We start from the raw sequence: 22303 nt of genomic DNA, 5'->3' as shown, positions 1-22303 counted from the left end.
CATCGTTTTTGTCCATTCAGGAAATAGCACCCGCCCCAAACCAAATGGTTTTGGGCCGGTAAGGGCCCGGTCCGACGGAACCCCGCCCGTATCTTCGCGCCATGAACCCAACCACCCCGCCCGCCGCTACGTTCCCGCTGTCCATTCTCTGCCTTTCGGATAGCTGGGGTGGGCTGGAATTGAACACGGCCCGATTTGCGGGGTGGATGCAGGCGCGGGGCTGGCCGGTGCAGCTAGTAGTGCGGCCCAACTCCCCACTGACCGCTCGGGCCGGGGAAATGGGCTTGCCGCTGGTGCCCTTCGAAAACCGCTGGAAAGCCCTGGACGTACCTGCTGCCCGCCGGCTGGCGCGGGCGTGGACGCAATCTAGGACCCGCGCCGTCCTCATCACCCGCAATGCCGATTTGGGCGTGGCCGTGCTGGGCAAGCGGTTATTCAGTCCCGCTATGCCGCTGGTGTATCAGCAGCATATGCAACTGGGCCTGGCCAAGCGCGGACTGGTGCACACGCTACGCTACAATGCCCTGGCGGCCTGGCTGTCTCCGCTGCCCGGCCTGGCCCGGCAGGTGCTGGAGAAAACCCGGTTGAGCCCCGAAAAGCTGCACGTGGTGCCCCTAGGCGTGGAACTGGAGAAGTTCACGGATGAGCGTCTGACCACCGCTGAAGCCCGCCACCAACTCCAGTTGGAGCTACCTGCCGGAGCCATGTTGCTGGGCGTTATTGGGCGGTTTGATGAGGGCAAGGGCCAGGATTTTGCAGTGGAGGCCTTGGCCCAGCTGCGGCCTCAGTTTCCGCAACTGCACTTGCTGCTGGTCGGGGAGCCTACCCGCAATGAGGGCAGTGCCTATTACAATGCGCTGCTGACCCGCATTCGGGAGCTGGGCTTGACGGATACCGTACACCTGCGCGGCTTCACGCCCCGCCCCGAAGTAGCCTACCGCGCCCTCGATATTTCGGTAACTGCTTCCGTGAACGAAACTTACGGCATGGTCACCATTGAGGCCATGGCGGCCGGCCGGCCGGTAGTGGGGGCGGCAGCTGGTGGCACCCGGGAGTTGCTGGATGACAACCGCACCGGCCTGCTGTTCAAGCTGCGCAACTTGGATTCCTTTGACACCTGCATCGGGCGGCTGCTCACCGAGCCCGGTCTGGCCGCACGGCTCGGAGATGCGGGGCAACAGGAGGCTCTGGCCACGTACTCCCACCAGCGCCAGTGTGAATTGACGGAGCAAGTGCTGCGGGCCGTAGCGGGGTAATTCGGTATCTTTGCAGTTGGGTTTCGCGCAGTGGAAGGCGCAGGGGTTCGCAGTGAACGGCCACCGCGAAACCCTGCGTACCCCACCCCGAGACACTGCGAGAGAAAACACCATGATTCAGATCCAGCACACCCTCATTTCCGACGACGTTCGGGAGAATTTCTTTGTCTGTAACCTCGAAGCCTGCAAAGGCGCCTGCTGCGTGGAAGGCGACCTGGGCGCCCCATTGGAGGAAGAGGAGCTGCAGATTCTGCAGAACGAGTACGAAGCCATCAAACCTTTCCTGACCGAAGCCGGCCGTCAGGCCATCGAGCAGCAGGGTCTCTACATCAAAGACTGGGAAGGCGACTACAGCACCACCACCATTAATGACCGGGAGTGCGCCTACGCCCTCTACGACGAAAAGGGTATTTTAAAATGCGGCATCGAGGATGCCTGGCGGGCTGGGGCTACCTCCTTCAAAAAGCCCATCAGCTGCCACCTGTATCCCATCCGCATCACCAAGTACGATGGCTTTGAAGCTTTGAACTACGACCGGTGGAGCATCTGTTCGCCCGCCTGTTCCTTCGGGGCCAACTTGGGCGTGCGCGTGTATCAATTCCTGAAAGACCCGCTCATCCGCAAATACGGCGAGGCCTGGTACCAGGAGTTGGTGATGGAAATTGAGGGAGGCGAGCAGGTTAAGTAGGCTGGTATTATAGGGAAAGATTCTATTTCTAGCCGGTTGCTACATATTACTATGCCCCTGCCTTATAATATTGCAGTGAAAAAATATTCAGATTACTCGATATTATTAACAATTAGTCAGCGTTTGGCAGGCATAATCTATAGGGATATTCTCCTTTGGCTCGGCTGATAGAATCGAGTTTTGCAAGGTCAGGAGGTAATTTTGAATCTGCGTAATAATGAGGTTTACTGTCGCATGAGTTTAACAAAAAAAGACCTGTCAAGGGGTAAATAAAAAACAGTAATAATATATATTGTAATAATTGTGCGCCACGCTGGCCCCTGATTGAAAAAAATAGTAAGAGTATAAATCCTGCCAATGGACTGATAATAAGTAAGACTAACGGTGTGTCTTCTCCGGCATATTCAGGAGTATAGAAAAAATTACTCAAGCCCTCGGCTTCACTTATCATTCCCTGGTCGCGGGTATAGCAAATAGCTTCAGCCCTTTGATATACAATTGTATTTGCAAGCGTAGTAAGTAACGCGCATCCAAGTAAAATAAATGGAGCAAGCCAGGAGCGTAGGTTACGCCTTAAATACATCCACCATAAGTAAGAGGCAAATAGAACGATAGACGATAGTATGTTAAAAAGTAATCTACCACCTGAGTATATTGGCTGCTGAAAATATACCAGCAAGTAGTGGCCTCCTATATTTAGTATCAGGGAGCCAACTAGTAGCAATGAGGAAATCTTACTGTTGCTATTCATAATTGACGTCATTTAATAAAGCTAATCCAATAAAAAGCCTCACTCTTGCTTAAAGGTGAGGCTTTTTGTTTGGTGCGGAAGATAGCTTACAAATCGGAAAAGTCGAAGGACGATTCTAGGAACTTCGTGGTGAAGTTGCCGGCTTTGAAGTCCGGGTTGTCCATCAGCTTCAGGTGAAACGGGATGGTCGTATTCACGCCTTCCACCACGAACTCGCTCAGGGCGCGCTTCATTTTCACGATGCACTCCTCCCGGGTTTGGGCCACGGTAATGAGCTTGGCAATCATGGAGTCGTAGTTAGGCGGAATCTGGTAGCCCGCATACACGTGGGTATCTACCCGTACGCCGTGGCCACCCGGAATGTGCAGTACCGTAATCTTGCCCGGCGAGGGGCGGAACTCCTTAGAGGGGTCCTCGGCGTTGATGCGGCACTCCATGGCGTGCATCTTGGGCGAGTAGTTGTTGCCCGAAATCGGAATGCCGGCCGCCACCTTGATCTGCTCCTTAATCAGGTCGTAGTTGATAACTTCTTCCGTCACGGGATGCTCCACCTGAATGCGGGTGTTCATCTCCATGAAGTAGAAGTTCCGGTCTTTGTCTACGAGGAATTCGATGGTACCCACGCCCTCGTAGCCGATAGCCGAGGCGCCGGCAATGGCCGCCGCGCCCATCCGCTCCCGCAACTCCTCCGTCATGAATGGCGAAGGGGCTTCCTCTACCAGTTTCTGGTGGCGGCGCTGGATGGAGCAGTCCCGCTCCGAGAGGTGGCACACGTGGCCGAACTGGTCGCCACACACCTGAATTTCAATGTGGCGGGGCTCTACCACAAATTTCTCCAAGTACATGCCGTCGTTGCCGAAAGCGGCTTTCGACTCGGTGCGGGCATCGTTCCAGGCTTTCTCGAACTCGTCCTCGGCGTTGATGATGCGCATGCCGCGCCCCCCGCCCCCGGCCGTAGCCTTCAGAATAACCGGGTACTTGATTTCGGCGGCAATCTTCTTGCCCTGCTCCACCGAATCCAGCAAGCCCACCGACCCCGGGATGCAGGGTACACCGGCCTCAATCATGGTAGCCTTGGCCGACGCCTTGTCGCCCATGCGGTTAATCATGTCGGGTGTGGCGCCAATGAATTTGATGCCGTTTTCCTGGCACACGCGCGAAAATTCGGCGTTTTCGCTCAGGAAGCCGTAGCCCGGGTGAATGGCGTCGGCGTTGGTGATTTCGGCGGCGGCAATCAGCGTCGGGATGCTCAGGTAGCTCTCCCGCGACGGGGCCGGCCCGATGCACACGGCCTCATCGGCGAAGCGCACGTGCAGGCTTTCCTTATCGGCCGTGGAATATACGGCTACCGTCTTGATGCCCATTTCCTTGCAGGTCCGAATCACGCGCAGCGCAATTTCGCCCCGGTTGGCAATCAGTATTTTCTTGAACACAGTTCTCAGGGTTAGATGTGAGAACTGAGAGCTTAGAACTCAGAACCACGGCGGCGCTGGGCGGCTCACGGCTGCTAAGTTCTAAGCTCTCAACTCTAAGCTCTAAAATTACATTGGCTCAATCAGGAACAGGGGCTGGTCGTATTCCACGGGGGAGGCGTTTTCCACCATGGCTTTCACCACGCGGCCGCTCTGCTCAGCTTCAATTTCGTTGAAGAGCTTCATGGCCTCGATGATGCAGATAACCTGGCCTTTTTCCACCAAATCACCCACCTGCACGAAAACCGGCGAGTCGGGGCTGCTGCTGCGGTAGAAGGTGCCAATCATAGGCGACTTCAGGGCTACGTGGCTGGCACTGGCGGCTTCAGCGGCGGGCGCGGCGGGTGCTGCTGCCGGAGCAGGCGCAGCTGAAGGGGTTGCGGGCGCGGCAGCAGCGGCCACCGGGGCTGGCGCAGCGGCCTGCAGAGCAACGCCGGAGGAAACTACTTTGGTGCTGGGCTCACGCTGAACCGAAATCTTAAACTCTTCGGTTTCAATGTTGACTTTGTTCAGACCCGATTTGGCAATGAAGTCGATTAGGTCCTGCAGTTCTTTGGCTTTCATGGGTGCGGGAGAGGGCTTGGTGGGCTGCTTATTTGACTCTTTCGACATAGGAGTAGTCGCTGGTCTTGATGCGGATTTTGGTGTCGGTATCAATGAACAGCGGCACCTGAATGCGGGCACCCGTTTCCACGATGGCCGGCTTGAGGGTATTGGTGGCAGTGTCGCCCTTCAGACCGGGCTCGGTGTAGGTTACCACCAGCTCCACCGTAGTAGGCAGCTCGGCCGTGAGGGGCTGCTCAGTTTCAGCGTGGAACAGGATGGTAGCTACCTGGCCTTCCTTCATGATATCGGCGAAAGGTACCATGGCCTCGGGCAACACCACCTGCTCAAACGACTCGTTATCCATGAAGGTATAGCCGTAGTCGTCCTTGTAGAGGTACTGGTGAGGGCGCTGCTCCACGCGGGCAGTTTCCACTTTCACCCCAGCGTTGAAGGTGTTGTCGATAACGCGGCCGGTTTTGATGTTGCGCAGCTTGGTACGCACGAAAGCCGGGCCTTTGCCGGGTTTCACGTGTTGAAATTCGGTAATAACGTGTAACTCGCCGTTGTAATTCAGAACGAGCCCGTTGCGGAAATCTGCAGTGGTGGCCATGAAGGAGGGAATTGAGAGAAAGTAGCCCCGGAAACCCGATAGGGTAGCCGGCAGCTTTAACAAGCAGAAGATGAGTAACTAGGGTGGAAACGCAACGTGCCGTCCCGGAAAACTAGCGGGGCGGCACGTCGGGAGTGCAAGTATAGGAGGTTTTCCGTTTTCGCGCCGCTTCAGCCTATACTGCTGAAGGGTCGGGAGTGGGGTCGTAGGCCCATTTCAGGTATAGAGAGCCCCAGGTAAAGCCCCCGCCAAAGGCCGCAATAATGAGGTTGTCGCCTTTGCGGAGCTGCTGCTCGTAGTCGGAGAGGCAGAGGGGAATAGTGCCGTTGGTGGTGTTGCCGTACTTATGAATGTTGAGCATCACCTTCTCCGGGCCGATGCCCACGCGGTTGGCCGTAGCATCAATGATGCGCTTGTTGGCCTGGTGGGGCACCAGCCAGTCAATGGTATCGGCGTTGAGGCCGTTGCGCTCCGCTACCTGGGCCGCCACGTCGGCCATGTTTTTCACGGCAAACTTGAACACTGCCGAGCCTTCCTGGTACACGTAATGCTCCCGATGAGCCACGGTTTCAGCAGACGGCGGGCGGCGCGAGCCCCCGGCTTTCTGGTGCAGGTACTGTTCCCCGTTGCCATCGGAGTGGAGCTCCTGGTCGAGCAGGCCAAAGCCCTCGGTGTTCGGCTCCAGCAGTACGGCGCCGGCTCCATCCCCAAAAATGATGCAGGTGGAGCGGTCCGTGTAGTCAATAATGCTCGACATCTTATCGGCACCTACTACAATTACCTTTTTGTACGTACCGCTGGCAATAAATTGAGAGCCAGTAGCCAGCGCATACATAAAGCCCGAGCAGGCCGCCTGCATATCGAAGCTGAACGCCTTGGTAGCTCCCACGGCCGCCGAAATGATGTTGGCCGTGGCTGGAAATACTAAGTCGGGGGTAGTAGTAGCGCAGATGAGCAGGTCGATGTCCTCGGCCTTATTGCCAGTTTTAGCCAGCAACTGCTCCACGGCCTTAATGCCCATTACGGAGGTGCCCTGATTCTCGCCCTTGAGGATGTGACGCTCCTTAATTCCGGTTCGGCTCATAATCCACTCGTCGGTGGTATCCACCAGGGTTTCGAGCTCTTGATTGGTCAGCACGTAGTCGGGCACGTAGGCGCCAACTCCGGTAATGGCAGCGGTAATCTTCATCAGCGAATTGGGAAACAGCAGATGCGGCAAAGGAAAAGTCCGGCGCGGCGGCCGGACTTACAGTCGCTCTTAGGACTTAAAGGTATTTTTTATCTGGTCGGCAATGCCGGAGCTGGCCATTTGGTAGCCTTGCAGCAGCATGTTGCAGATGGCAGTGGGCGTGCTCACGCCGTGGCCGATGATGGCGTTGTCGTTGATGCCTAGGATGGGCGAACCTCCCACAGCCTCGTAGTTGAATTGATCCAGGAAGGGGTCGTGAATGTTCTTCTCGGCAATGACATCGTACACCGACTCCGCCATTTTCAGTACCACGTTGCCCGTAAAACCGTCGCACACAATTACGTCGGCTTTGGCATTGAACAGGTCGCGGCCCTCAATATTGCCGATGAAGTGAATATGAGGATTCACCTTTAGCAATTGGTGCGCGGCCTGGGTAGTAGCAGTTCCCTTGCCTTCTTCCTCGCCCAGGTTCATGAGGCCTACTTTTGGCTTATTGATACCCAGCACGTACTGTGCGTACAAGGAACCCAACTCGCCAAACTGCTCCAGCATTTCGGGCTTGCACTCCGCGTTGGCACCTACGTCCAGCATAATGCCCACGCCCCCATCCAGCTTCGGAACGAAGTTGGCAATGGCTGGGCGCAGTACGCCGGGTACGGCTTTCACGCTGAACATGGCACCTACCAGCATAGCTCCGGTATTACCGGCCGAGCAAAACGCCTCTACCTCACCGGTAGCCAACATTTTATACCCTACGGCGATACTGGAGTCCTGTTTTTGCTGATACGCTTTAGCCGGATGCTCACCCATCTCAATAATCTGGGAGGCGGGAACAAGCGTGAGGTCGGCGGCGGCCCCGCCATGCTGCTCCAGCAGCGGGCGCACGGCATCTTCCTGGCCAATGAGCACTATCTGGGCCTTACCAGCCAACGCTTGCGCGGCCAGCACGGCCCCATCGACGGCGGCCTGCGGAGCAAAATCGCCCCCCATGGCGTCCAGGGCTATCTTCATGAAAGGAGAATCAAAGAGGTCCGGGAGAGAAACCTCGGGCCGCCGCAAGCCGCCCGGTTTTTCACGGCCGATTTGCGGCGCTACGAAAAAACCGGGCGGTAGTGTGCGTTGCGAGCCGCGAGGCAATATGCGGCTAACGTGCGACTATTCTTCGTCGTTGTCGGTAGCGGCCGGAGCGGCTACGGGCGCGTAGTCTTTGATGGCTACTTTACCGTTCAGGTACAGGTCGCCGTCAACTACGTAGGCTTTGTGGCGCAGGTGCAGCTCGCCAGTGTTCGAGCACACGGTAACGGCTTTGGGAGTCAGTTTGTAGTGGCTACGACGCTTATCACGGGTAGCGGAGGAGGTCCGGCGCTTAGGATGTGCCATTTCTGAAAAGAATTAAAAATGAAAAATTAAAAGTTGAGAATTACGCCGGAAGTAGCCTAATTCAGGTTTTTGAGCGCACTCCAGCGCGGGTCAATATCATCGTCGTCATCCGAGTCATCGTCGCCTTCCTGGCGGGTGGTGAAGATGAGTTTGGCGTCAGCGTCGGGATTTTCGTCGGTTTCGTTCTGGAAGCGCGGGTGCAGCTTCTTCATCGGCAGGGCCAGCCCGATGTAGTCGAACAGGTGCTGGGCCAGCGGGAGGGTTTGGGTGTCGGGCGTGATTTGCAGCACGTTGTCGTCCAGCTCCTGAGCTTGGTCGCCGAAGCGCACCAGCAGCTGCTCTTGAGCGTCAATTTCCTGGTCGTACTCATCCAGGCTCCGGTCGCAGGTCTGGCGCACGGTGCCGTGCAGATCAAAATCTACGGTAATGAGGCGTTCGGTTTTGGTCAGCGTCACGTCGGCGTGCACGTTGCCATCTGGAATCAGCTCCTGGTCGAACTGCTCGAAAAAGGAGCGGTCTAGGTCAAACGCGAAATGGTGCGTTTTATCGGCCAGCCGGGCAATGTTGATGTCGTATGGCGAATCCTTCTTCACGGTGATTTTTTAGCAAGGGGCAAAAGTAATAAGTTTTGCCCGTTTCGTAAAAGCGGTGATTGAGTTGAGCTAGGCGTTCTTGAGGATAAAGTCCGACGGAATGCCCAGCCGCTCATACAGCCGTTTGGCCAGGTCCAGCGTTACGCGCCGTTTACCACTCAGAATCTGGGAGAGGCGGCCGGCCGGTACTTCCAAAAGTTCAGCTAACTCCTTTTGTTTTAGGCGCATCTGCTGGCGCTTCAGCTCAATCATTTCGGCCAGGGAGGTCGGCAGATTGGGAATGGGCAGCAGGCCCAGCTTGCTTTCGTAGGCATCCAGCGCCGTAATCAGCTCGCGAAATTCTGTTTCCAGCGTTGCGTTGCCCTCCACGCCCGCGGCTACCAGCGCATCAAGGCGGCGCAGGGCAGTACGGTAGTCAGTCGGGGTATTCAGCGTCATCGAAACAAGTGAAAAGCAAAACGGAACCGTACCGGCTCCGCTGATTACGGCTGCAAACTTACAGCAGTATTTTAAAACCGCAAAGTAAATTTCGTTTTTGAAAAGATTATTTCGTTTCAGTAGAAAAAATGCGTGCCCGAAAATATTGGCTTCGAGCACGCGTTTTTAGGCTGCATCTGCAAAAATGCATAAAGACCGTCATGCTGAGCCCCGCGAAGCATGACGGTCTTTTTACTACGTTACGCTCTCTAGTCGTGGCGGGCACTCCGCAGGGGCGGGCCGGGCGTAATCGGCTTGATTTCAGCCTCGCCCTTGCGGTAGCGCACCAACTGGCAGGCCAGGTACAGGGCTTCGCGGAAGGAGGTGGCGTCGGCCTGAAACTTGCCGGCCAGACCGTAGGCAGTGCCATGGTCGGGGGAGGTGCGCACCACTGATAGGCCAGCCGTGAAGTTCACGCCCCGCTCGAAGGCCAGGGTTTTAAACGGAATCAGGCCTTGGTCGTGGTAAAGCGAGAGAGTGGCGTCGAATTGCCGGAACTGGCCGGTACCGAAGTAGCCATCGGCCGGGAAGGGCCCGTAGGCGAGGTGGCCTTCGGCTTGGAGTTGCTGAAGTACGGGTGTTACTACGGCGGCTTCTTCGGTGCCCAGCAGGCCGTTTTCGCCGGCGTGGGGGTTGAGGCCGAGCACGGCCACGCGGGGCTTGGCAATGCCGAAGTCGTTTTTGAGCGAGTTCAGCAGAATGCGCAGCTTAGTGGTCAACAACTCCTTGGTGAGGCGGGCGGGTACGTCCTTGAGCGGAATGTGGCCCGTGACGGTGGCCACGCGTAGACCGGCGGCTTCGTCGGTGAGCAGCATCAGGCTTTCCTTGGCCTCGAAGAAGCTGGTCAGAAACTCGGTGTGGCCGGGGAAGCGGAAGTCGTCGGCCTGGGTGTTTTCCTTGCTAATAGGAGCCGTTACGAGGGCATCGAGCAGACCAGCTTTCAGGTCGCGGGCGGCGGCCTGCAGGCTCAGGCGGGCGGCGGTGCCGCTGGCCTGGCTGGGCTGACCGGGCGTGAGGTGGTAGTCCTCTTCCCAGCAGGTGACGGCGTTGTGCTTGCCGGGGGCAATATCGGCCGCCTCCCGCACTTGGCGGAAGGTGAGGGGCTCGTGGTCGGCATCCTGGGGAAAGTCGTCGAAGAGTACGGCGGCGGTGCCATACACTACCGGCGTGCAGAACTTGAGCAGGCGCTTATCAAGGAACGTTTTATAGATGATTTCCGGGCCAATGCCGGCCAGGTCGCCGACGGAAATACCGATGCGTGGAAGCATTCTGGGAGAGTAATGAGGTGATGGGGTAATGAGGTAAATGGTAACAGGAAGAACGTCATGCTGAGCTTGTCGAAGCATCTCTACCGCTTCATCTGCATGATTGAGTTAGCCAGAGGTAGAGATGCTTCGACAAGCTCAGCATGACAGTTACTTCCACAACATCAGCACGCGAGATTCCTCGGACACTGGCTTGATGCGCCACATGCTCGGAATGACGTTCTTACTACTTAAACCAACCCCTTCAAAAACGCATACGTGGAGCGTATAGCGGTGCCGGTGCCGCCTTTACCGCGGTAGGAATCGGGGGCGGTGAGGAAGGCGGGGCCGGCAATATCGAAGTGTACCCAGGGGTAGCCCTCGGTGAAGCGCTCCAGGAACTTACCGGCCGAAATAGCGCCGGCTTCGGCTTTACCCAAATTGCTTATGTCGGCAATGGGGCTCTTGATGTGGTCGGCGTACTCATCCCAGAGGGGAAACTCCACCAGCCGCTCGTGGGTGGCGTTACCGGCTTTTCTGAGGGCCAGCATGGTGTCCTCGTCGGCGGTGCCCATATACACGGCGCCTTCGATGCCGATGGCGCGCACGGCCGAGCCGGTGAGCGTGGCGTAGTTCATCACCAGTTGCGGGTCGTATTTCTTGGCGAAGGCCAGGGCATCGGCCAGGATGAGGCGGCCTTCGGCGTCGGTGTTCATCACCTCCACCGTGAGGCCGCTGTACATGGTAATCACGTCGCCGGGGGCCAGGGCAGGGCCGCCAGGGCGGTTATCAGTGGCGGGTACCAAGCCGATGACGTGCAGGGGTACTTTGTTCTTGGCCAGGGCCGTGAGGACACCCACTACCACGGCTGAGCCGGCCATATCGCACTTCATCAAATCCATGCTGTTGGGCGTGGGCTTGAGGCTGAGTCCGCCGGTATCATACACGACGCCCTTGCCCACCAGCACGATGGGCTTGGCGTTGGTGGCGCCTTCAGGCTTGTACTCCATAATGGTGAAGGTAGGCGGCTCGGGGCTACCCTGGTTCACGGCCAGCAGGCCACCCATGCGCAGGGCCTCAATCCGCACCAAATCCAGCACCTCTACATGGAAGCCAGCTGCTTCGCCGGCCTGCTCAAACTGCTGGGCCAGTTGGGTGGCGTTGAGGTGAGAGTAGGGCATGTTCACTAGGTCGCGGGCCAGGTACACGCCCTGCAGCACGCCGTCCAGCTCCCGCACCTGCTCGGCGGAGAGGGCGGGGCCGACCAGCGTGAGCTGCTGGAGCACGGCGGGCTTCTTCGATTTCTCGTCGGTTTTGTAGCCTTCGAATTGGTAGGCCGTTAGGGCCAGACCTTCGGCCAACGCCAGAGCTCCGCCGGGGGCAGTGAGGTTGCAGATGTACAGCTCGGCCACTTCATCGGCCTTGAGCTGAGCGTGCAACTTGTGGCCGGCTTTGCGCAAAGCTTCCGTGCTGAGGTCGGGCGTTTTCTTGTCCTCGGCCACCACGTAGTAGTGGTGGTGGGTGTACTGGTTCACGCTGATGAGCTTGTCCTCGGCCTGGAGGCGGGCGGCCACGTACTGGCGGGCAGGCTCGGGCAGGTCGGCGGCGGCGGTTACGGGCAGCTCCCGGGTGCCGGCCGGCAGAATGAACACGGTATCGGCAATGGCGGGAAAATCGGCGGAGTAGGCGAGGGCTAGGGGCATGAGTGGAGGCAAATAAGGAGGAAGCCAGGGCGCTCCTCCGACCCGGGGCAGGAAGAAACGGCGGTTACTGGCGTATCTTTGGCCGTGAAGGTAGCCGATTTATAGAAGTGAATACAGAGCAGCCAGAAGTTAGACCTAGTTCTAACAGGTATGTTTCGGATTTGCTTCCGGCCGAGGTTCACGCAGAACCCCCACTTTCCTCCCCGCACTCATTTCAGCGCACAGCATGGATTCCGTTAAAGCCAAAAAGCACCTCGGGCAGCACTTCCTCAACGACCCCAACATTGCCCGCAACATTGTGGAGGCCCTGCGCCTGCCCGATGGGGTGAAGGAAGTGCTGGAAATTGGCCCCGGCATGGGCGTGCTCACCCAAACCCTGCTCCAGCACCCGGAGTACCGCACCTCGGTGGTGGAAATTGACCGGGAATCGGTGGAGTACCTGGGCCGGCACTACCCAGTGCTGGAGGGACGCATCTACTCCCAGGACTTCCTGAAAATGGACCTGGCCAAGCTCTACAACGGTCAGCCGCTGACTATCATCGGCAACTTCCCCTACAATATCAGCTCCCAGATTTACTTCCAAGTGCTGGCCCACCGCCAGCAGGTGCGCGAGTGCGTGGGCATGATTCAGAAGGAAGTAGCCGACCGCCTGGCCGAGGGTCCGGGCTCGAAAACCTACGGCATCCTGAGTGTGCTGCTGCAGGCATTCTACGATATTGAGTATCTGTTCACGGTGCCCCCGCACGTGTTCAGCCCCCCGCCCAAGGTGCAGTCGGCCGTTATCCGCCTCACCCGCAACAAAACCGAGCACCTGGCCTGCGACGAAAAGCTGTTCTTCAAAGTAGTGAAGCAGGCCTTTGCCACCCGCCGCAAAACCCTGCGCAACGCCCTCAAGCCCTTCGGCATGCCGCCGGAAACCACCACTGACCCCATCTTCGACAAGCGCGCCGAGCAGCTCAGCGTGGCCGATTTCGTGGGCCTGACGCAGCGGGTGGAGAAGCATAAGGTGGATTAAGGTGTGCGAGATGCCACTAGGTAAATTTGCGGTAGTGTGGCTTTTGCTGTTAGGCGTATTTGCGTTCAGCGGCTGTAAATGGGCCCTGAGCTTGATTCCTGATGAGGATAAAATCACGCACGTAGTCGGGCAGTATTACACAGCTGTTATGGATGAAAATGGTACGGCCCTTCACTGGTATCAGGATGAGTATCACTACGGTACTGAGCCTCTGCTGGAAGCAGTATACAACCTCCAACTGTGTGGAAACTACCTCGTAGCGCGAGCTGGTACAGATTTCTATGTAGTGTATCCTGTGCAGGTGCAGTCATTAGAGGAAGCCAATGAGAAAAGACAAGGGCCCTTCGAGCGAAAGGAATTGATGCAAGCGTTGCTGCGCTTAACAGGTGACACTACGTTGCGGCAAACGGACAATTTTTAATTTCTAATTCTCAATTTTTAATTGAAAGTCTCCCTCTGCCTCGTCATCGACGAAATGCACCCCAGCCTCCCCGAGTACCTGGAGCCGCTGGGCGTGACGCTGCACTACCGCCCCGATTTGAAGGCGGCCGAAGTACCCGCCGCGCTAGCCGCGCACCCCTACGACGGCCTCGTGGTGCGGTCCAAACTGCGCGTAACGCGGGAGCTGCTGGCCCACGGCCCGTACCTGCGCTACGTGTGCCGGGCCGGGGCTGGGGTGGATAACATTGACGAAGAGGCCCTCGCTGAAGCCGGCGTAACCCTGCTCAATGCTCCCGAGGGCAACCGGGACGCGGTGGGCGAGTATGCCATGGGCCTGCTGCTGGCCCTGTTCCGCAATATTGTCCGCGCCGACCAGGAGGTGCGCCAGGGTCAGTGGCGGCGGGAAGCCAACCGGGGCGAGGAAATCGGGGGCAAAACCATCGGGCTGCTGGGCTACGGCCACATGGGCAAGGCCTTCGCCAAGCGCCTGCAAGCTTTCGACTGCACCGTGCTGGCTTATGACCACGATCCGCGCGTAGAAACCAGTCACCACGCCACGCTGGTACCGCTGGCCGAATTGCAGGAGCGGGCCGAAGTGCTGAGCCTGCATATTCCGTACTCGGTGGCTAACCATCATTTCGTGAATGAGGACTTCCTGGCCGGTTTTCGTAACCCACTATGGCTACTGAACACGGCCCGGGGCGAAGTGCTGGACCACGCCGCCGTGGTCCAGCGCCTGCAAACCGGCCAAGTGCGCGGCGCGGCCCTGGATGTGCTCGAAAACGAAAAGCTGACTACACTAAGCCTCGAGCAGCAAAGCCGGTTCGAGTATCTGCGCACGGCCCCAAACGTGGTGCTTTCGCCCCACGTGGGCGGGTGGAGCTTCCAGAGCTATGAGCGCATCAACCGGGTGCTGGCCGATAAGCTGCGGCTGTTTTTGGGATGATGTGTTGGTTGATAGGTGAATGGTGGCAGAGTGGAACGTCATGCAGAGGGGCAGCCGAATCATCTCGCGTGCTGACGGTGGAGTAGTAATCCCAACGAAGCGGTAGAGATGCTTCGGTCGCTGGCTTGATGCGCCACATGCTCAGCATGACGGTTACCATGGCAATGTCAGCACACGAGATTCCTCGCCTCGCTCGGAATGACATTCCAACATGTCGCTTTTACCTGTTACCTGTCGCCGCTCACCCAACACCCGTCACCTCTTTCCCCAACGTTTCGTATATTTGCCTAAACCTGTTCCGGGGAGAACGGCCAGCCGCGCTGGCCGTTCTCCTTGTTTTTTGAGCTTACATCACCCCACCATGGCTACCATCAACTATTATACTCCCGAAGGTCTTCAGAAGCTAAAAGATGAGCTCCAGGACCTCAAAATCCGCGGCCGGGCCAAGGCGGCCGACGACCTGCGTGAAGCCCGTGATAAAGGCGACCTGAGCGAAAACGCCGAGTACGACGCGGCCAAAGAAGCCCAGGGCCTGCTAGAGCTGAAGATTTCCAAGCTGGAAGAAGTGGTTGGCAACGCCCGCCTGCTCGATGAGACGAACCTGGACCTGACCAAGGTGCTCATCATGAGCAAGGTGAAGCTGAAAAACCTGAAAAATAACATGGTGCTCGACTACACGCTGGTTGCCGAGGAAGAGGCTAACCTGGCCGCCGGCAAAATATCCGTGAAGTCGCCCATCGGCAAAGGCCTGCTGGGCAAGTCGGCCGGGGATACCGCCGAAATTACCGTGCCCGCTGGCAAGCTGCAGTTTCAGATTCTGGAAATCAGCCGCTAGCGGTAAATTTGTGAAGTGGTGAATTTGTGAAATTCGCCAGCTCCAGAAAAGGGCGAAGCCAGCGGCTTCGCCCTTTTGCATTTTGCCCCGTACTTTGGCTGAACCCTGCCCGTAGTTGTTCACAACTTCACCATTTCACAACTTCACCATCTCCCCGCATGCCTTCCATTTTCTCCCGTATTGTGTCCGGTGAGCTGCCCGCTTTCAAGGTGGCCGAGGACGAGTATCATTTGGCCTTTCTGGATATTACGCCCTTGGTAGAAGGCCACACGCTGGTTATTCCGAAGCGCGAAGTCGATTACATTTTTGACCTGCCCCCGGCCGAGCTGGCGGCGTTGCACCTGTTTGCCCAGCGGGTGGCTAAGGGCGTGAAAGCCGCCGTGCCCTGCAAGCGGGTGGGCGTGGCCGTCATCGGGCTGGAAGTGCCCCACGCGCATATTCACCTGATACCGATGAACCAGGTGTCGGATATGAATTTTGCCAACCCCAAAATCAAGGTGCCCGAGCAGCGCCAGAACCAGTTGGCCGCCGCCATCGGGGCCCAGGTGCCGGCTGAGGTAACGGGCACGTCCGCTTTCCCCGCCGACCCGCGCGACACTAAAGGTGGCCGCGAAACCGTGGAGGCATCGGAGCCCCAGGCCAAGCACGGCAAGCCGGCCGCTTCTGCCCCCAATGACCCCGCGCTGGCCCAACTGCAGGAGCTGACCAAAGGCCTCGTGTACATGAGTGAGGGCGAGGCGCCCCTAGAGTCGGTGAGCTTCGCGTCCCCGGCCGGTGGGCTCACCGATGCGGCCCTGGCCCAACTGGCCGGCCTGCCCGCCGATACCAAAGTGGAAAAGCAGGAGCTCACGTACTTCCTGCGTAACCACACCGCCGACGACGGCGTGCTGGGCAACCCCGAGCTGGCCAACCGCTTCAAAGCCTTGCAGATGTATCTGAAGCAGGAGCTCAGCGGCACGCAGGTGTACCGTTTCGGTACGGGCCCGCAGGTGCCGGTGCTGGTACTAGGCGAGGCCGAAGGTGGTAAGCTGCAAGGTTTCAAAACCGTGCTGACGGAAACCTAAAGTATTCTGCTTAATAATTGAGGAAGCTTGGTGTTACTGTAAGGTTGCTGCGACTTCTTTTGTAGGATTGACTCTCTTTCATATAAAACCTTAGTTAACGATGGACGATTGGATGGCAGGTCTGATTGGAGGCCTAGCCGGTGGCGCTGTTGTTTTGTTATTGCAACTGCTACCGGCCTCAAACAACAGGGACGGGGTATATCGGCGGCATTTGACCAATGAAGAGAAAGCACAGTTGCGCGCCGGGCAAACCGTCACGAAAACGCATCGAGCGTCCTCAGATATCTGGGGAAAGCATCACTATGAAGGCCCGTTACGAGTCGAGCAGTTACCTGACGGCAAGTTGCGCTTTACGCCCTTCGGTATTTGGCAGCAGACGAAAGCTGACGGTCGCATCTTCGGTACATGGGAATATACTGGGATAGGCCAGGAGACTATTGCCCGCGCCTATCACCCAAACGGCGCACCTGATGTTGTGATATATCGGGTGCCTGCAGTGTTGCAGGGCGACTCACGCGAGGAGAGGGTAGTGTATTTCAAATTGGATAATCCTCAGGATACCGCATTTGTGCAACACGATTATTATAAGGATAATAAGAGTCTGAAAAAGAGCTTCTGGTCGTACGATGCCCGAGGCAAACAGCCTGTTCCGGCGGGCTGGAAATTTACCCGTTGATGAGCCTAAGTTGTCGGTGGTTCTCTTTTAATGCGCACCGATAGGCCGTTCCAACACTGCCACTGAGTTTGAAAGAGTACTCAACTTCTACCTAGGTACCTGCGGGCAGTTAATCGGCCGTTACGATGTCTTTGGCATCGGGAGGTAGCAGCGCGTGGCCCAGGCGGGTGCGTCGTCGGCGGTTTTTGCTCTTGAATACGGTGATGAGTATGATGAAGAAGGGGAAGAGTAATGGCTCCAGTCCCGGAATAACGTTCTATTGCTTCTTCCGAATGTAGATTACTCTTCCCGCACGCGTCGGGCCAGCAGGGCTACCAGCAGGCCCATCACCGCAATCAGGGAAAACGATACGCGCAGGCTGGTAGCGCCGGCCACCAGGCCAATGACCGGCGGGCCCAGCAAGAAACCGGCGAAACCCACCGTAGAAACCGCCGCCAGTGCCACCCCCGCCGACATGGTTTTGGAGCGCCCGGCCGCCCCGTACACCAGCGGCACCACCGACGACACGCCCAGGCCCACCAGCATAAACCCGATAGTAGCCGTGACGAGGCTGGGCCAGGCTACCGCCAACAGCAGACCGGCCGCTTCCAGCAGCCCACTTAGCACCAGAGTACGGGTACGCCCGAAGCGGTCCGTAAACCAGTCGGCAATAAAGCGCCCGGCGGCCATAGTGCTCATAAAGGCGGCAAAGCCCACGCCCACTTGGGAGGCAGGAGCTTCAACTACTTTGCGGAAATACACCCCGCTCCAATCAAACATGGTGCCCTCGCAGAGTAGGGAGCAGAACGCCAGCACCCCCAACAGCAGCAAGGACTTATCAGGCAACACAAAGATGGGAGCATCGGCTTCGCGGGGGGCATCCTGGGGCAGCAGGAAGGGACGCGCCACCAGCAGGCCCAGCAGCACCAGGCCGGAGATGAGCAGGAAGTGGGGCAGGGGGGCTACGTGGTGGGCAATCATGAAAGAGCCAATAGAGGCCCCAGCAAAACCCGCCAAACTCCAGACGCCGTGAAACTTGGCCATAATGGAGCGGCCGTACAGGCTTTCCACGCCCACGGCCTGCGTATTCACGCTGATGTTGGCCATGTTGCTGGCCAGCCCAAACAGCACCAGCCCCGCCAGTAGCTGCGGCACCGTAGCCGCCAGCCCCAGCAGCGGCAGCCCCAGCGCGTAGAGCATTACGCCCAGCACGGCCATGGGCCGGCTTCCAAACCGGGCCACCAGCCAGCCAGTCAGCGGCAGCGAGGTAACCAGCCCCACGGGTACGGCCAGCAGCACCCCGCCCAGTTCGGTATCAGAAAGGCCCATTTGCTGCTGCACCGTGGGGATGCGGGCCGCCCAGGTAGAAAAGCACAAGCCCTGCAGCAAAAACGTGCTACCTACGGCCAAGCGGTAGGTGCGCCGGGGCCGGGCCGGGGGAGAGGAAACGGTTTGCGTAAGCATAAGGGGAAGTAGCTGGCAGCTCAAAAAAAGACCCATTCCGCCCCGCAACAGGACAGAATGGGTGGGATACTTCAAGGGAAAAACGATAACGCGGTGGGGCGCGCCAGTGTAAAGGTACGCGGCCGGCAGCGGAATCGTTCGGACGAGCTGCCTCCCGTAGCCTACCGGACCGGGGCGGTGTCTACCTGTGCCTCCAGCTTCTCCTGGGCCACCAGCGGAAGTCTGCTCAGCAAATCAAGGCCAGTGGCAACTTCGATGGCATCAATGCTGGTGCGGTACTGGCTCCAATTGGGGCTGACGGCTTGGTCGTTGGGCGTATCCACGGCCAGCAGGCGGGCCTGGCCGGCGGCAATGCGCTGCAGGTCGTTGGAGCCCTCGGGCAGGATGACCAGTACCTTCCACACCCGGGCCGGTACGGTTACGTGGCCGTTATCAAGTGTAGTTTTGAAGCCGTTGGTACCGGTGCCCCCCTTGCCGTAGCTGCCCATTATCACGTACACTTCCTGCCCCCGCTGCACCTGCCCGCGCGTCCATTCCTCCAGGCTACTCCAGGTGCGCTGGTTGTTGTTGCCGGCCTGCGGAATCATGTTGGTCATCAGGAAAGTGGCCGAGTTATCATCCAGCTCCCGGGTGCGGTCGGCGCTGGGGCAGTTATGGCCCTTATCGAAACCGGAGCCCGAGTAGGAGTTGCGCGTAACCTGGTAAAACTCCCGGGGCAGAGCCGGGTCGGGCCGGAAATCATCCTGGCGCGGGGCCGAACCCATGTCGGTGCGACTCAGGTGCCAGCTCACCCAGGTAGGAGTGCCGCGCAGAGCATTGTAGCCGATGGCGAACTGCGGCTTTACCAGCAGGTAGTTAGTGGGCATGCTCACGTTGGCCGTGGCCCCGCTGGGGTTGCCCAGATCCAGGTTGTCGTTATCGAGGGAGGGGACTTGGGAACTTGGGGACTTCGGGATCTGGCTGGTTGGTTGAGACGAGGACCGGGCGGGTGCTTGTGGTACTGCAGGCACTGAAGCCACGCCACCCGCTACGGCTGAGCCGCTGCCGGTTTCCAGCTCAATGTCGTCGATGTTCAGGCGGCCGGAGCCCCCGTCAGTCTTGCGGATTTCCAGGCGCAAGGGGCCGGGCGTGGTACCCTGAAACGTGGTAGTAAGCAGCCGCGGGCCCTTGGCCTGCACCGGGTTGCCAATGCGCCGAAAGCTGCGGCCCCCATCCACACTACCCCACAACTCCCAGGTGCTGGCCACATCCTGCCCGTAGGCTGCCGAGCTGATGCGGATGGTGCGTACCCCGCTGGGCGCGTCAAAGTTCATGCGCAGGCGGCCCCGGGCGCGCAGGCGGGCGGCGTGCTGCCCACGCTTATGGTCTTGGTCGGAGGAGCCGATGAGGGCCTCCGTAAAGTGCCAGCTACCCGAGGCCAGCTGCTCGTCGCCTTCCGAGTAAGCGCCTTTGCCGCCCTGCTCGAAGGTTTCGGGGAAGCGGCCGGGTGCCTGCGCCACTACCGGAGCAGGTTCCGTTGGAATGGCCGGCGGCCCCCCAGCTGCGGGGGCGGCCGTACGGGTCGTTTCGGGCGGGTTGGGTGAGCAGGCCGGTGCCGAGAGGCTGAGCAGCAGGCCGGAAAGCAGAAGAGAGGAAAAGCGGCGCATGGCAGGAAAGCAGTTTATCCAGCGAATGTAGCGCGAAGCGTTGGTTTCGGGTGGCATGGCCGGTTTTCCACGGCTTCGGCCTAATGAAACCAGGAGTGTAGGAAGGAGAACAGGTATGGCCTCTGCAGTCCGTCAGTAGAGCATGTGGCGCCTTAAGCCAGGGACTGAAGGACCTCGCTCATTAGTCATTTGATTACTCTGGCAAAGTCAGCACGCGAGATTTCCCGGCTTTGCTCCGCTGCGCCCGAAATGACGGGCCGGCGGCCTTTGGTTTCGCAACTACTGGCATTTCGGGGGCTTACTTACGCTTGATTTTGAGCTTGGTGGTGTTAACGGGGGCCTTGGCTTGTTGCATCTGCGCGGCCAGGGGCAGGCTGCTCATGGCCAGAATCACCTGGTCGTTGGGCAGGGAGGCGTAGGAGAGGGCCACTAAGCTGCCCTGCCACTTGTAGCTGAACCCATCGGGGCGGCCGGGGCCGTAGAGGCCCTCGAACATGGGCAGCACCTGGCCGGCGTGCTCAGGGCCCCTTACGATGATGGTGACGGTGGCAAATTGGTCCTTGAAGAACTTGTAATGGATGCGGGCCGCCGAAAACCGGCCCACGCGCAGATCCTCATCGGTGCGCTCATAAATCTTCTCGTCGCCCTTGTCCTGGAGCAGCTTGAGGTGGAGGCTTTCCGTGAGCGGGGTACCGAAGCGCAGACCCCGGAAGCCGTTGCTCTCATCGAGGCGGCGGACGGAGGCCGGCTGCTGGGCACGCAGGGCCAGTGGCAGCAGGAAAAGGAGCGGTAGAAGCCGGGTAGCTTTCAACCGGGAAATCTGGGATAAAAAGAAGCGCATACGCGGTAGGGGCGGGTTATGGGCCCGTTGAGGCAGCCAACGCGGAACCGGGTAAAAACGTGTCCGGAAGATGGGCAAACCCGCCACTTTTTCGGTTAGCCTTTGCCGGTCAGAAAATCGGGGTAGACCTGTAGGCACACGGGGGCGGCTACCTCTACACTGGTGCCGGTAGGGGTAAGGCGGCCGGTGCGGGCATCGGCCAGATAGGTTACGATGGTGTTGCTCTGCTGGTGGGCTACCAGCACCACCCGCCCGCTGGGGTCGAAGGCAAAGCTGCGCGGGGTTTTGCCGGGCAGCTGCACATGTTCTGTCAGGGTAAGGCGGCCACTGGCTTCGTCCAACGCAAACACTACCAGGCTGTCGTGGCCCCGGTTGGAGCCCACCACGAAGCGGCCATTGGGCGACACGTGCACATCGGCGCAGGCATTCCAGCCCGTAAAGCCAGCCGGCAGGCAGGGTACCGTCTGGATTTCGCGCAAAGTACCCTGGCGGGCATCGTAGGCCAGGGAAGTCAGGGTGGAGTCCAGTTCGTTGATGAGAAAGGCCAGGGGACGGGTAGGGTGAAAGGTGAGGATGCGCGGCCCGGCCCCCGGCTTGGCCTGGAAAGCCGGCGCCGCGCGGCGCACCAGGCGGCCCCCGTTTTCCAGGGTGTAGCCATACACGGTATCGGTGCCCAAATCCACGGCGAAGAAGAACTTGCCGGCGGGGTCTGGCAGGATGCAGTGGGCGCGGGCATTGCCCTGGTTTTTGTGCGGGCCCTTGCCCGTGTGCTGGTCTACGGAGGTGGCGGGCTGCAGCTGGCCCTCGACCGTGAGGGGCAGGGCGGCCACGGTGCCGTTGCCATAGTTAGCCACGAAGGCATGCTGGCCCGCTTTATCGAGGCTGATGTAGCAGGGAATGGTGCCGCCCGAAGCCTGCTGGTTAAGCAGCGTAAGGCCCCCGGTGGTGGCATCAATGGCAAAGGCGCTGACGCCCCCGTTGGGGGTGCTCTGGTAGTTGTCTACCTCATTCACGGCGTAGAGGCGGCGGTGGCGGGCATCCACGGTGAGAAAGGAGGGGGCCGCCCCGCCCCGGGCCCCGGCCACCCGGGTCAGCGCGCCGGTACTGGGGTTGAGGCGGTACAGCCAAATATTATCCTGCTCGGCGGGGCCGTAGCTGCCCACGTACACCAGATAGGAGCTGGCATCAGTAGCGGAGCCGGCTCGCAGGCAAGCAGGCAGCAGGGCGGTGCCAGCCGCGCCCAGGCTCAGGGTGTACAGGAAGCGGCGGCGGGAAAACTGATGCGACATAGAGCGGGGGAGTACAGGTGGAGAACAACCAAATGTAGTGCGTAGCTGCCGGGTAGCGCGCTGTTCTGCTTCAGGGGATGAGCTGCAGGCGAGTAGGTGGCAGGGCACGGCATGGGCAGGAATTCGTTGGCTCGTGCGGGGCAAAGGCTGCCCATCGGGAAGCTTACCGGGGCGCGGGTACAAAACTGAACCGTACTG

General features: G+C 59.0%; 23 protein-coding genes. 8 read left to right on the top strand and 15 right to left on the bottom strand.

Annotation, left to right across the window (positions count from 1 at the left end; translation table 11 throughout):
• Positions 1–101 precede the first annotated feature (101 nt).
• Both ABIB60_RS07950 and ABIB60_RS07945 read left to right on the top strand, forming a co-directional pair.
• Complete coding sequence (locus ABIB60_RS07950) at positions 102–1256, top strand: glycosyltransferase family 4 protein (RefSeq protein WP_354578986.1); 1155 nt, start codon at positions 102–104, stop codon at positions 1254–1256.
• 112 nt (positions 1257–1368) lie between these two features.
• Positions 1369–1944 carry a DUF3109 family protein gene (locus tag ABIB60_RS07945; protein WP_354578985.1) on the top strand — a complete coding sequence of 192 codons (576 nt, stop codon included), beginning with the start codon at positions 1369–1371 and terminating at the stop codon, positions 1942–1944.
• Between the two features lie 112 nt (positions 1945–2056).
• Here ABIB60_RS07945 and ABIB60_RS07940 read toward each other — a convergent pair whose 3' ends face one another.
• From ABIB60_RS07940 to ABIB60_RS07890, 11 genes are all read right to left on the bottom strand, one after another.
• Positions 2057–2707 (bottom strand): hypothetical protein, encoded by a 651-nt coding sequence (locus ABIB60_RS07940; protein ID WP_354578984.1) that lies wholly within the window; start codon positions 2705–2707, stop codon positions 2057–2059.
• A gap of 74 nt (positions 2708–2781) precedes the next feature.
• Positions 2782–4128 carry an acetyl-CoA carboxylase biotin carboxylase subunit gene (gene accC / locus ABIB60_RS07935; RefSeq protein ID WP_354578982.1) on the bottom strand — a complete coding sequence of 449 codons (1347 nt, stop codon included), beginning with the start codon at positions 4126–4128 and terminating at the stop codon, positions 2782–2784.
• A 108-nt stretch (positions 4129–4236) separates the two neighbouring features.
• Positions 4237–4731 carry an acetyl-CoA carboxylase biotin carboxyl carrier protein gene (gene accB / locus ABIB60_RS07930; RefSeq protein ID WP_354578981.1) on the bottom strand — a complete coding sequence of 165 codons (495 nt, stop codon included), beginning with the start codon at positions 4729–4731 and terminating at the stop codon, positions 4237–4239.
• Positions 4732–4759: 28 nt separating this feature from the next.
• Entirely contained in the window at positions 4760–5323 is a 564-nt protein-coding gene (gene efp / locus ABIB60_RS07925; protein ID WP_044017917.1) for an elongation factor P, read from the bottom strand.
• 175 nt (positions 5324–5498) lie between these two features.
• Positions 5499–6512, bottom strand: coding sequence for a beta-ketoacyl-ACP synthase III (locus ABIB60_RS07920; RefSeq protein ID WP_354578979.1), 1014 nt, complete (start codon positions 6510–6512; stop codon positions 5499–5501).
• A 69-nt stretch (positions 6513–6581) separates the two neighbouring features.
• Positions 6582–7523: a phosphate acyltransferase PlsX gene (gene plsX, locus ABIB60_RS07915; RefSeq protein ID WP_354578977.1), complete on the bottom strand. Its 942-nt coding sequence runs from the start codon at positions 7521–7523 to the stop codon at positions 6582–6584.
• Between the two features lie 144 nt (positions 7524–7667).
• The gene (gene rpmF, locus ABIB60_RS07910) at positions 7668–7892 is read right to left on the bottom strand and encodes a 50S ribosomal protein L32 (protein WP_125419020.1); all 225 of its coding nucleotides are present in this window, start codon (positions 7890–7892) and stop codon (positions 7668–7670) included.
• A 56-nt stretch (positions 7893–7948) separates the two neighbouring features.
• Positions 7949–8485, bottom strand: a complete 537-nt coding sequence (locus ABIB60_RS07905) for a YceD family protein (protein ID WP_354578975.1) — start codon at positions 8483–8485, stop codon at positions 7949–7951.
• A 69-nt stretch (positions 8486–8554) separates the two neighbouring features.
• Entirely contained in the window at positions 8555–8923 is a 369-nt protein-coding gene (locus tag ABIB60_RS07900) for a helix-turn-helix domain-containing protein (protein WP_354578974.1), read from the bottom strand.
• Between the two features lie 248 nt (positions 8924–9171).
• Positions 9172–10230, bottom strand: coding sequence for a 4-hydroxythreonine-4-phosphate dehydrogenase PdxA (pdxA, locus tag ABIB60_RS07895; RefSeq protein WP_354578972.1), 1059 nt, complete (start codon positions 10228–10230; stop codon positions 9172–9174).
• A 227-nt stretch (positions 10231–10457) separates the two neighbouring features.
• On the bottom strand, positions 10458–11909 hold the full coding sequence (locus tag ABIB60_RS07890) for a leucyl aminopeptidase family protein (protein WP_354578971.1): 1452 nt from the start codon (positions 11907–11909) through the stop codon (positions 10458–10460).
• A 226-nt stretch (positions 11910–12135) separates the two neighbouring features.
• Between ABIB60_RS07890 and rsmA the strand changes: the two genes are divergently transcribed.
• The 6 genes from rsmA to ABIB60_RS07860 all read left to right on the top strand — a co-directional run bounded on the left by rsmA (position 12136) and on the right by ABIB60_RS07860 (position 16886).
• Positions 12136–12924: a 16S rRNA (adenine(1518)-N(6)/adenine(1519)-N(6))-dimethyltransferase RsmA gene (gene rsmA, locus ABIB60_RS07885; RefSeq protein ID WP_354578970.1), complete on the top strand. Its 789-nt coding sequence runs from the start codon at positions 12136–12138 to the stop codon at positions 12922–12924.
• 34 nt (positions 12925–12958) lie between these two features.
• The gene (locus ABIB60_RS07880) at positions 12959–13345 is read left to right on the top strand and encodes a hypothetical protein (RefSeq protein ID WP_354578968.1); all 387 of its coding nucleotides are present in this window, start codon (positions 12959–12961) and stop codon (positions 13343–13345) included.
• A gap of 21 nt (positions 13346–13366) precedes the next feature.
• Positions 13367–14311, top strand: a complete 945-nt coding sequence (locus ABIB60_RS07875) for an NAD(P)-dependent oxidoreductase (protein WP_354578967.1) — start codon at positions 13367–13369, stop codon at positions 14309–14311.
• A 361-nt stretch (positions 14312–14672) separates the two neighbouring features.
• On the top strand, positions 14673–15146 hold the full coding sequence (gene greA / locus ABIB60_RS07870; RefSeq protein WP_125419012.1) for a transcription elongation factor GreA: 474 nt from the start codon (positions 14673–14675) through the stop codon (positions 15144–15146).
• A gap of 158 nt (positions 15147–15304) precedes the next feature.
• The gene (locus ABIB60_RS07865; RefSeq protein ID WP_354578965.1) at positions 15305–16210 is read left to right on the top strand and encodes a nuclease A inhibitor family protein; all 906 of its coding nucleotides are present in this window, start codon (positions 15305–15307) and stop codon (positions 16208–16210) included.
• A gap of 100 nt (positions 16211–16310) precedes the next feature.
• Entirely contained in the window at positions 16311–16886 is a 576-nt protein-coding gene (locus ABIB60_RS07860; protein WP_354578964.1) for a hypothetical protein, read from the top strand.
• Between the two features lie 279 nt (positions 16887–17165).
• Here the strand turns inward: ABIB60_RS07860 and ABIB60_RS07855 are convergent, their stop codons facing one another.
• The 4 genes from ABIB60_RS07855 to ABIB60_RS07840 all read right to left on the bottom strand — a co-directional run bounded on the left by ABIB60_RS07855 (position 17166) and on the right by ABIB60_RS07840 (position 22105).
• Positions 17166–18329, bottom strand: a complete 1164-nt coding sequence (locus tag ABIB60_RS07855) for an MFS transporter (protein WP_354578962.1) — start codon at positions 18327–18329, stop codon at positions 17166–17168.
• Between the two features lie 161 nt (positions 18330–18490).
• Positions 18491–19975, bottom strand: a complete 1485-nt coding sequence (locus ABIB60_RS07850) for a DNA/RNA non-specific endonuclease (protein ID WP_354578960.1) — start codon at positions 19973–19975, stop codon at positions 18491–18493.
• Between the two features lie 298 nt (positions 19976–20273).
• Positions 20274–20816, bottom strand: a complete 543-nt coding sequence (locus ABIB60_RS07845; protein ID WP_354578958.1) for a hypothetical protein — start codon at positions 20814–20816, stop codon at positions 20274–20276.
• Positions 20817–20911: 95 nt separating this feature from the next.
• Positions 20912–22105 carry a lactonase family protein gene (locus ABIB60_RS07840; protein WP_354578957.1) on the bottom strand — a complete coding sequence of 398 codons (1194 nt, stop codon included), beginning with the start codon at positions 22103–22105 and terminating at the stop codon, positions 20912–20914.
• Between the last annotated feature and the right edge of the window lie 198 nt (positions 22106–22303).

It is taken from the genome of Hymenobacter sp. UYP22, assembly GCF_040547285.1.
In the GTDB taxonomy this organism is placed as follows: domain Bacteria; phylum Bacteroidota; class Bacteroidia; order Cytophagales; family Hymenobacteraceae; genus Hymenobacter.
The sequence above is the reverse complement of the archived record's forward strand: the minus strand, read 5'-3'. Positions and strand labels throughout refer to the sequence as shown.

Bases quoted from the DNA above. Each gene is read 5' to 3' on its own strand.
- ABIB60_RS07950 (WP_354578986.1), top strand. From the start codon at position 102: ATGAACCCAACCACCCCGCCCGCCGCTACGTTCCCGCTGTCCATTCTC.
- ABIB60_RS07945 (WP_354578985.1), top strand. From the start codon at position 1,369: ATGATTCAGATCCAGCACACCCTCATTTCCGACGACGTTCGGGAGAAT.
- ABIB60_RS07940 (WP_354578984.1), bottom strand. From the start codon at position 2,707: ATGACGTCAATTATGAATAGCAACAGTAAGATTTCCTCATTGCTACTA.
- accB (WP_354578981.1), bottom strand. From the start codon at position 4,731: ATGAAAGCCAAAGAACTGCAGGACCTAATCGACTTCATTGCCAAATCG.
- efp (WP_044017917.1), bottom strand. From the start codon at position 5,323: ATGGCCACCACTGCAGATTTCCGCAACGGGCTCGTTCTGAATTACAAC.
- ABIB60_RS07920 (WP_354578979.1), bottom strand. From the start codon at position 6,512: ATGAAGATTACCGCTGCCATTACCGGAGTTGGCGCCTACGTGCCCGAC.
- plsX (WP_354578977.1), bottom strand. From the start codon at position 7,523: ATGAAGATAGCCCTGGACGCCATGGGGGGCGATTTTGCTCCGCAGGCC.
- rpmF (WP_125419020.1), bottom strand. From the start codon at position 7,892: ATGGCACATCCTAAGCGCCGGACCTCCTCCGCTACCCGTGATAAGCGT.
- ABIB60_RS07900 (WP_354578974.1), bottom strand. From the start codon at position 8,923: ATGACGCTGAATACCCCGACTGACTACCGTACTGCCCTGCGCCGCCTT.
- pdxA (WP_354578972.1), bottom strand. From the start codon at position 10,230: ATGCTTCCACGCATCGGTATTTCCGTCGGCGACCTGGCCGGCATTGGC.
- ABIB60_RS07890 (WP_354578971.1), bottom strand. From the start codon at position 11,909: ATGCCCCTAGCCCTCGCCTACTCCGCCGATTTTCCCGCCATTGCCGAT.
- rsmA (WP_354578970.1), top strand. From the start codon at position 12,136: ATGGATTCCGTTAAAGCCAAAAAGCACCTCGGGCAGCACTTCCTCAAC.
- greA (WP_125419012.1), top strand. From the start codon at position 14,673: ATGGCTACCATCAACTATTATACTCCCGAAGGTCTTCAGAAGCTAAAA.
- ABIB60_RS07865 (WP_354578965.1), top strand. From the start codon at position 15,305: ATGCCTTCCATTTTCTCCCGTATTGTGTCCGGTGAGCTGCCCGCTTTC.
- ABIB60_RS07860 (WP_354578964.1), top strand. From the start codon at position 16,311: ATGGACGATTGGATGGCAGGTCTGATTGGAGGCCTAGCCGGTGGCGCT.
- ABIB60_RS07855 (WP_354578962.1), bottom strand. From the start codon at position 18,329: ATGCTTACGCAAACCGTTTCCTCTCCCCCGGCCCGGCCCCGGCGCACC.
- ABIB60_RS07850 (WP_354578960.1), bottom strand. From the start codon at position 19,975: ATGCGCCGCTTTTCCTCTCTTCTGCTTTCCGGCCTGCTGCTCAGCCTC.
- ABIB60_RS07845 (WP_354578958.1), bottom strand. From the start codon at position 20,816: ATGCGCTTCTTTTTATCCCAGATTTCCCGGTTGAAAGCTACCCGGCTT.
- ABIB60_RS07840 (WP_354578957.1), bottom strand. From the start codon at position 22,105: ATGTCGCATCAGTTTTCCCGCCGCCGCTTCCTGTACACCCTGAGCCTG.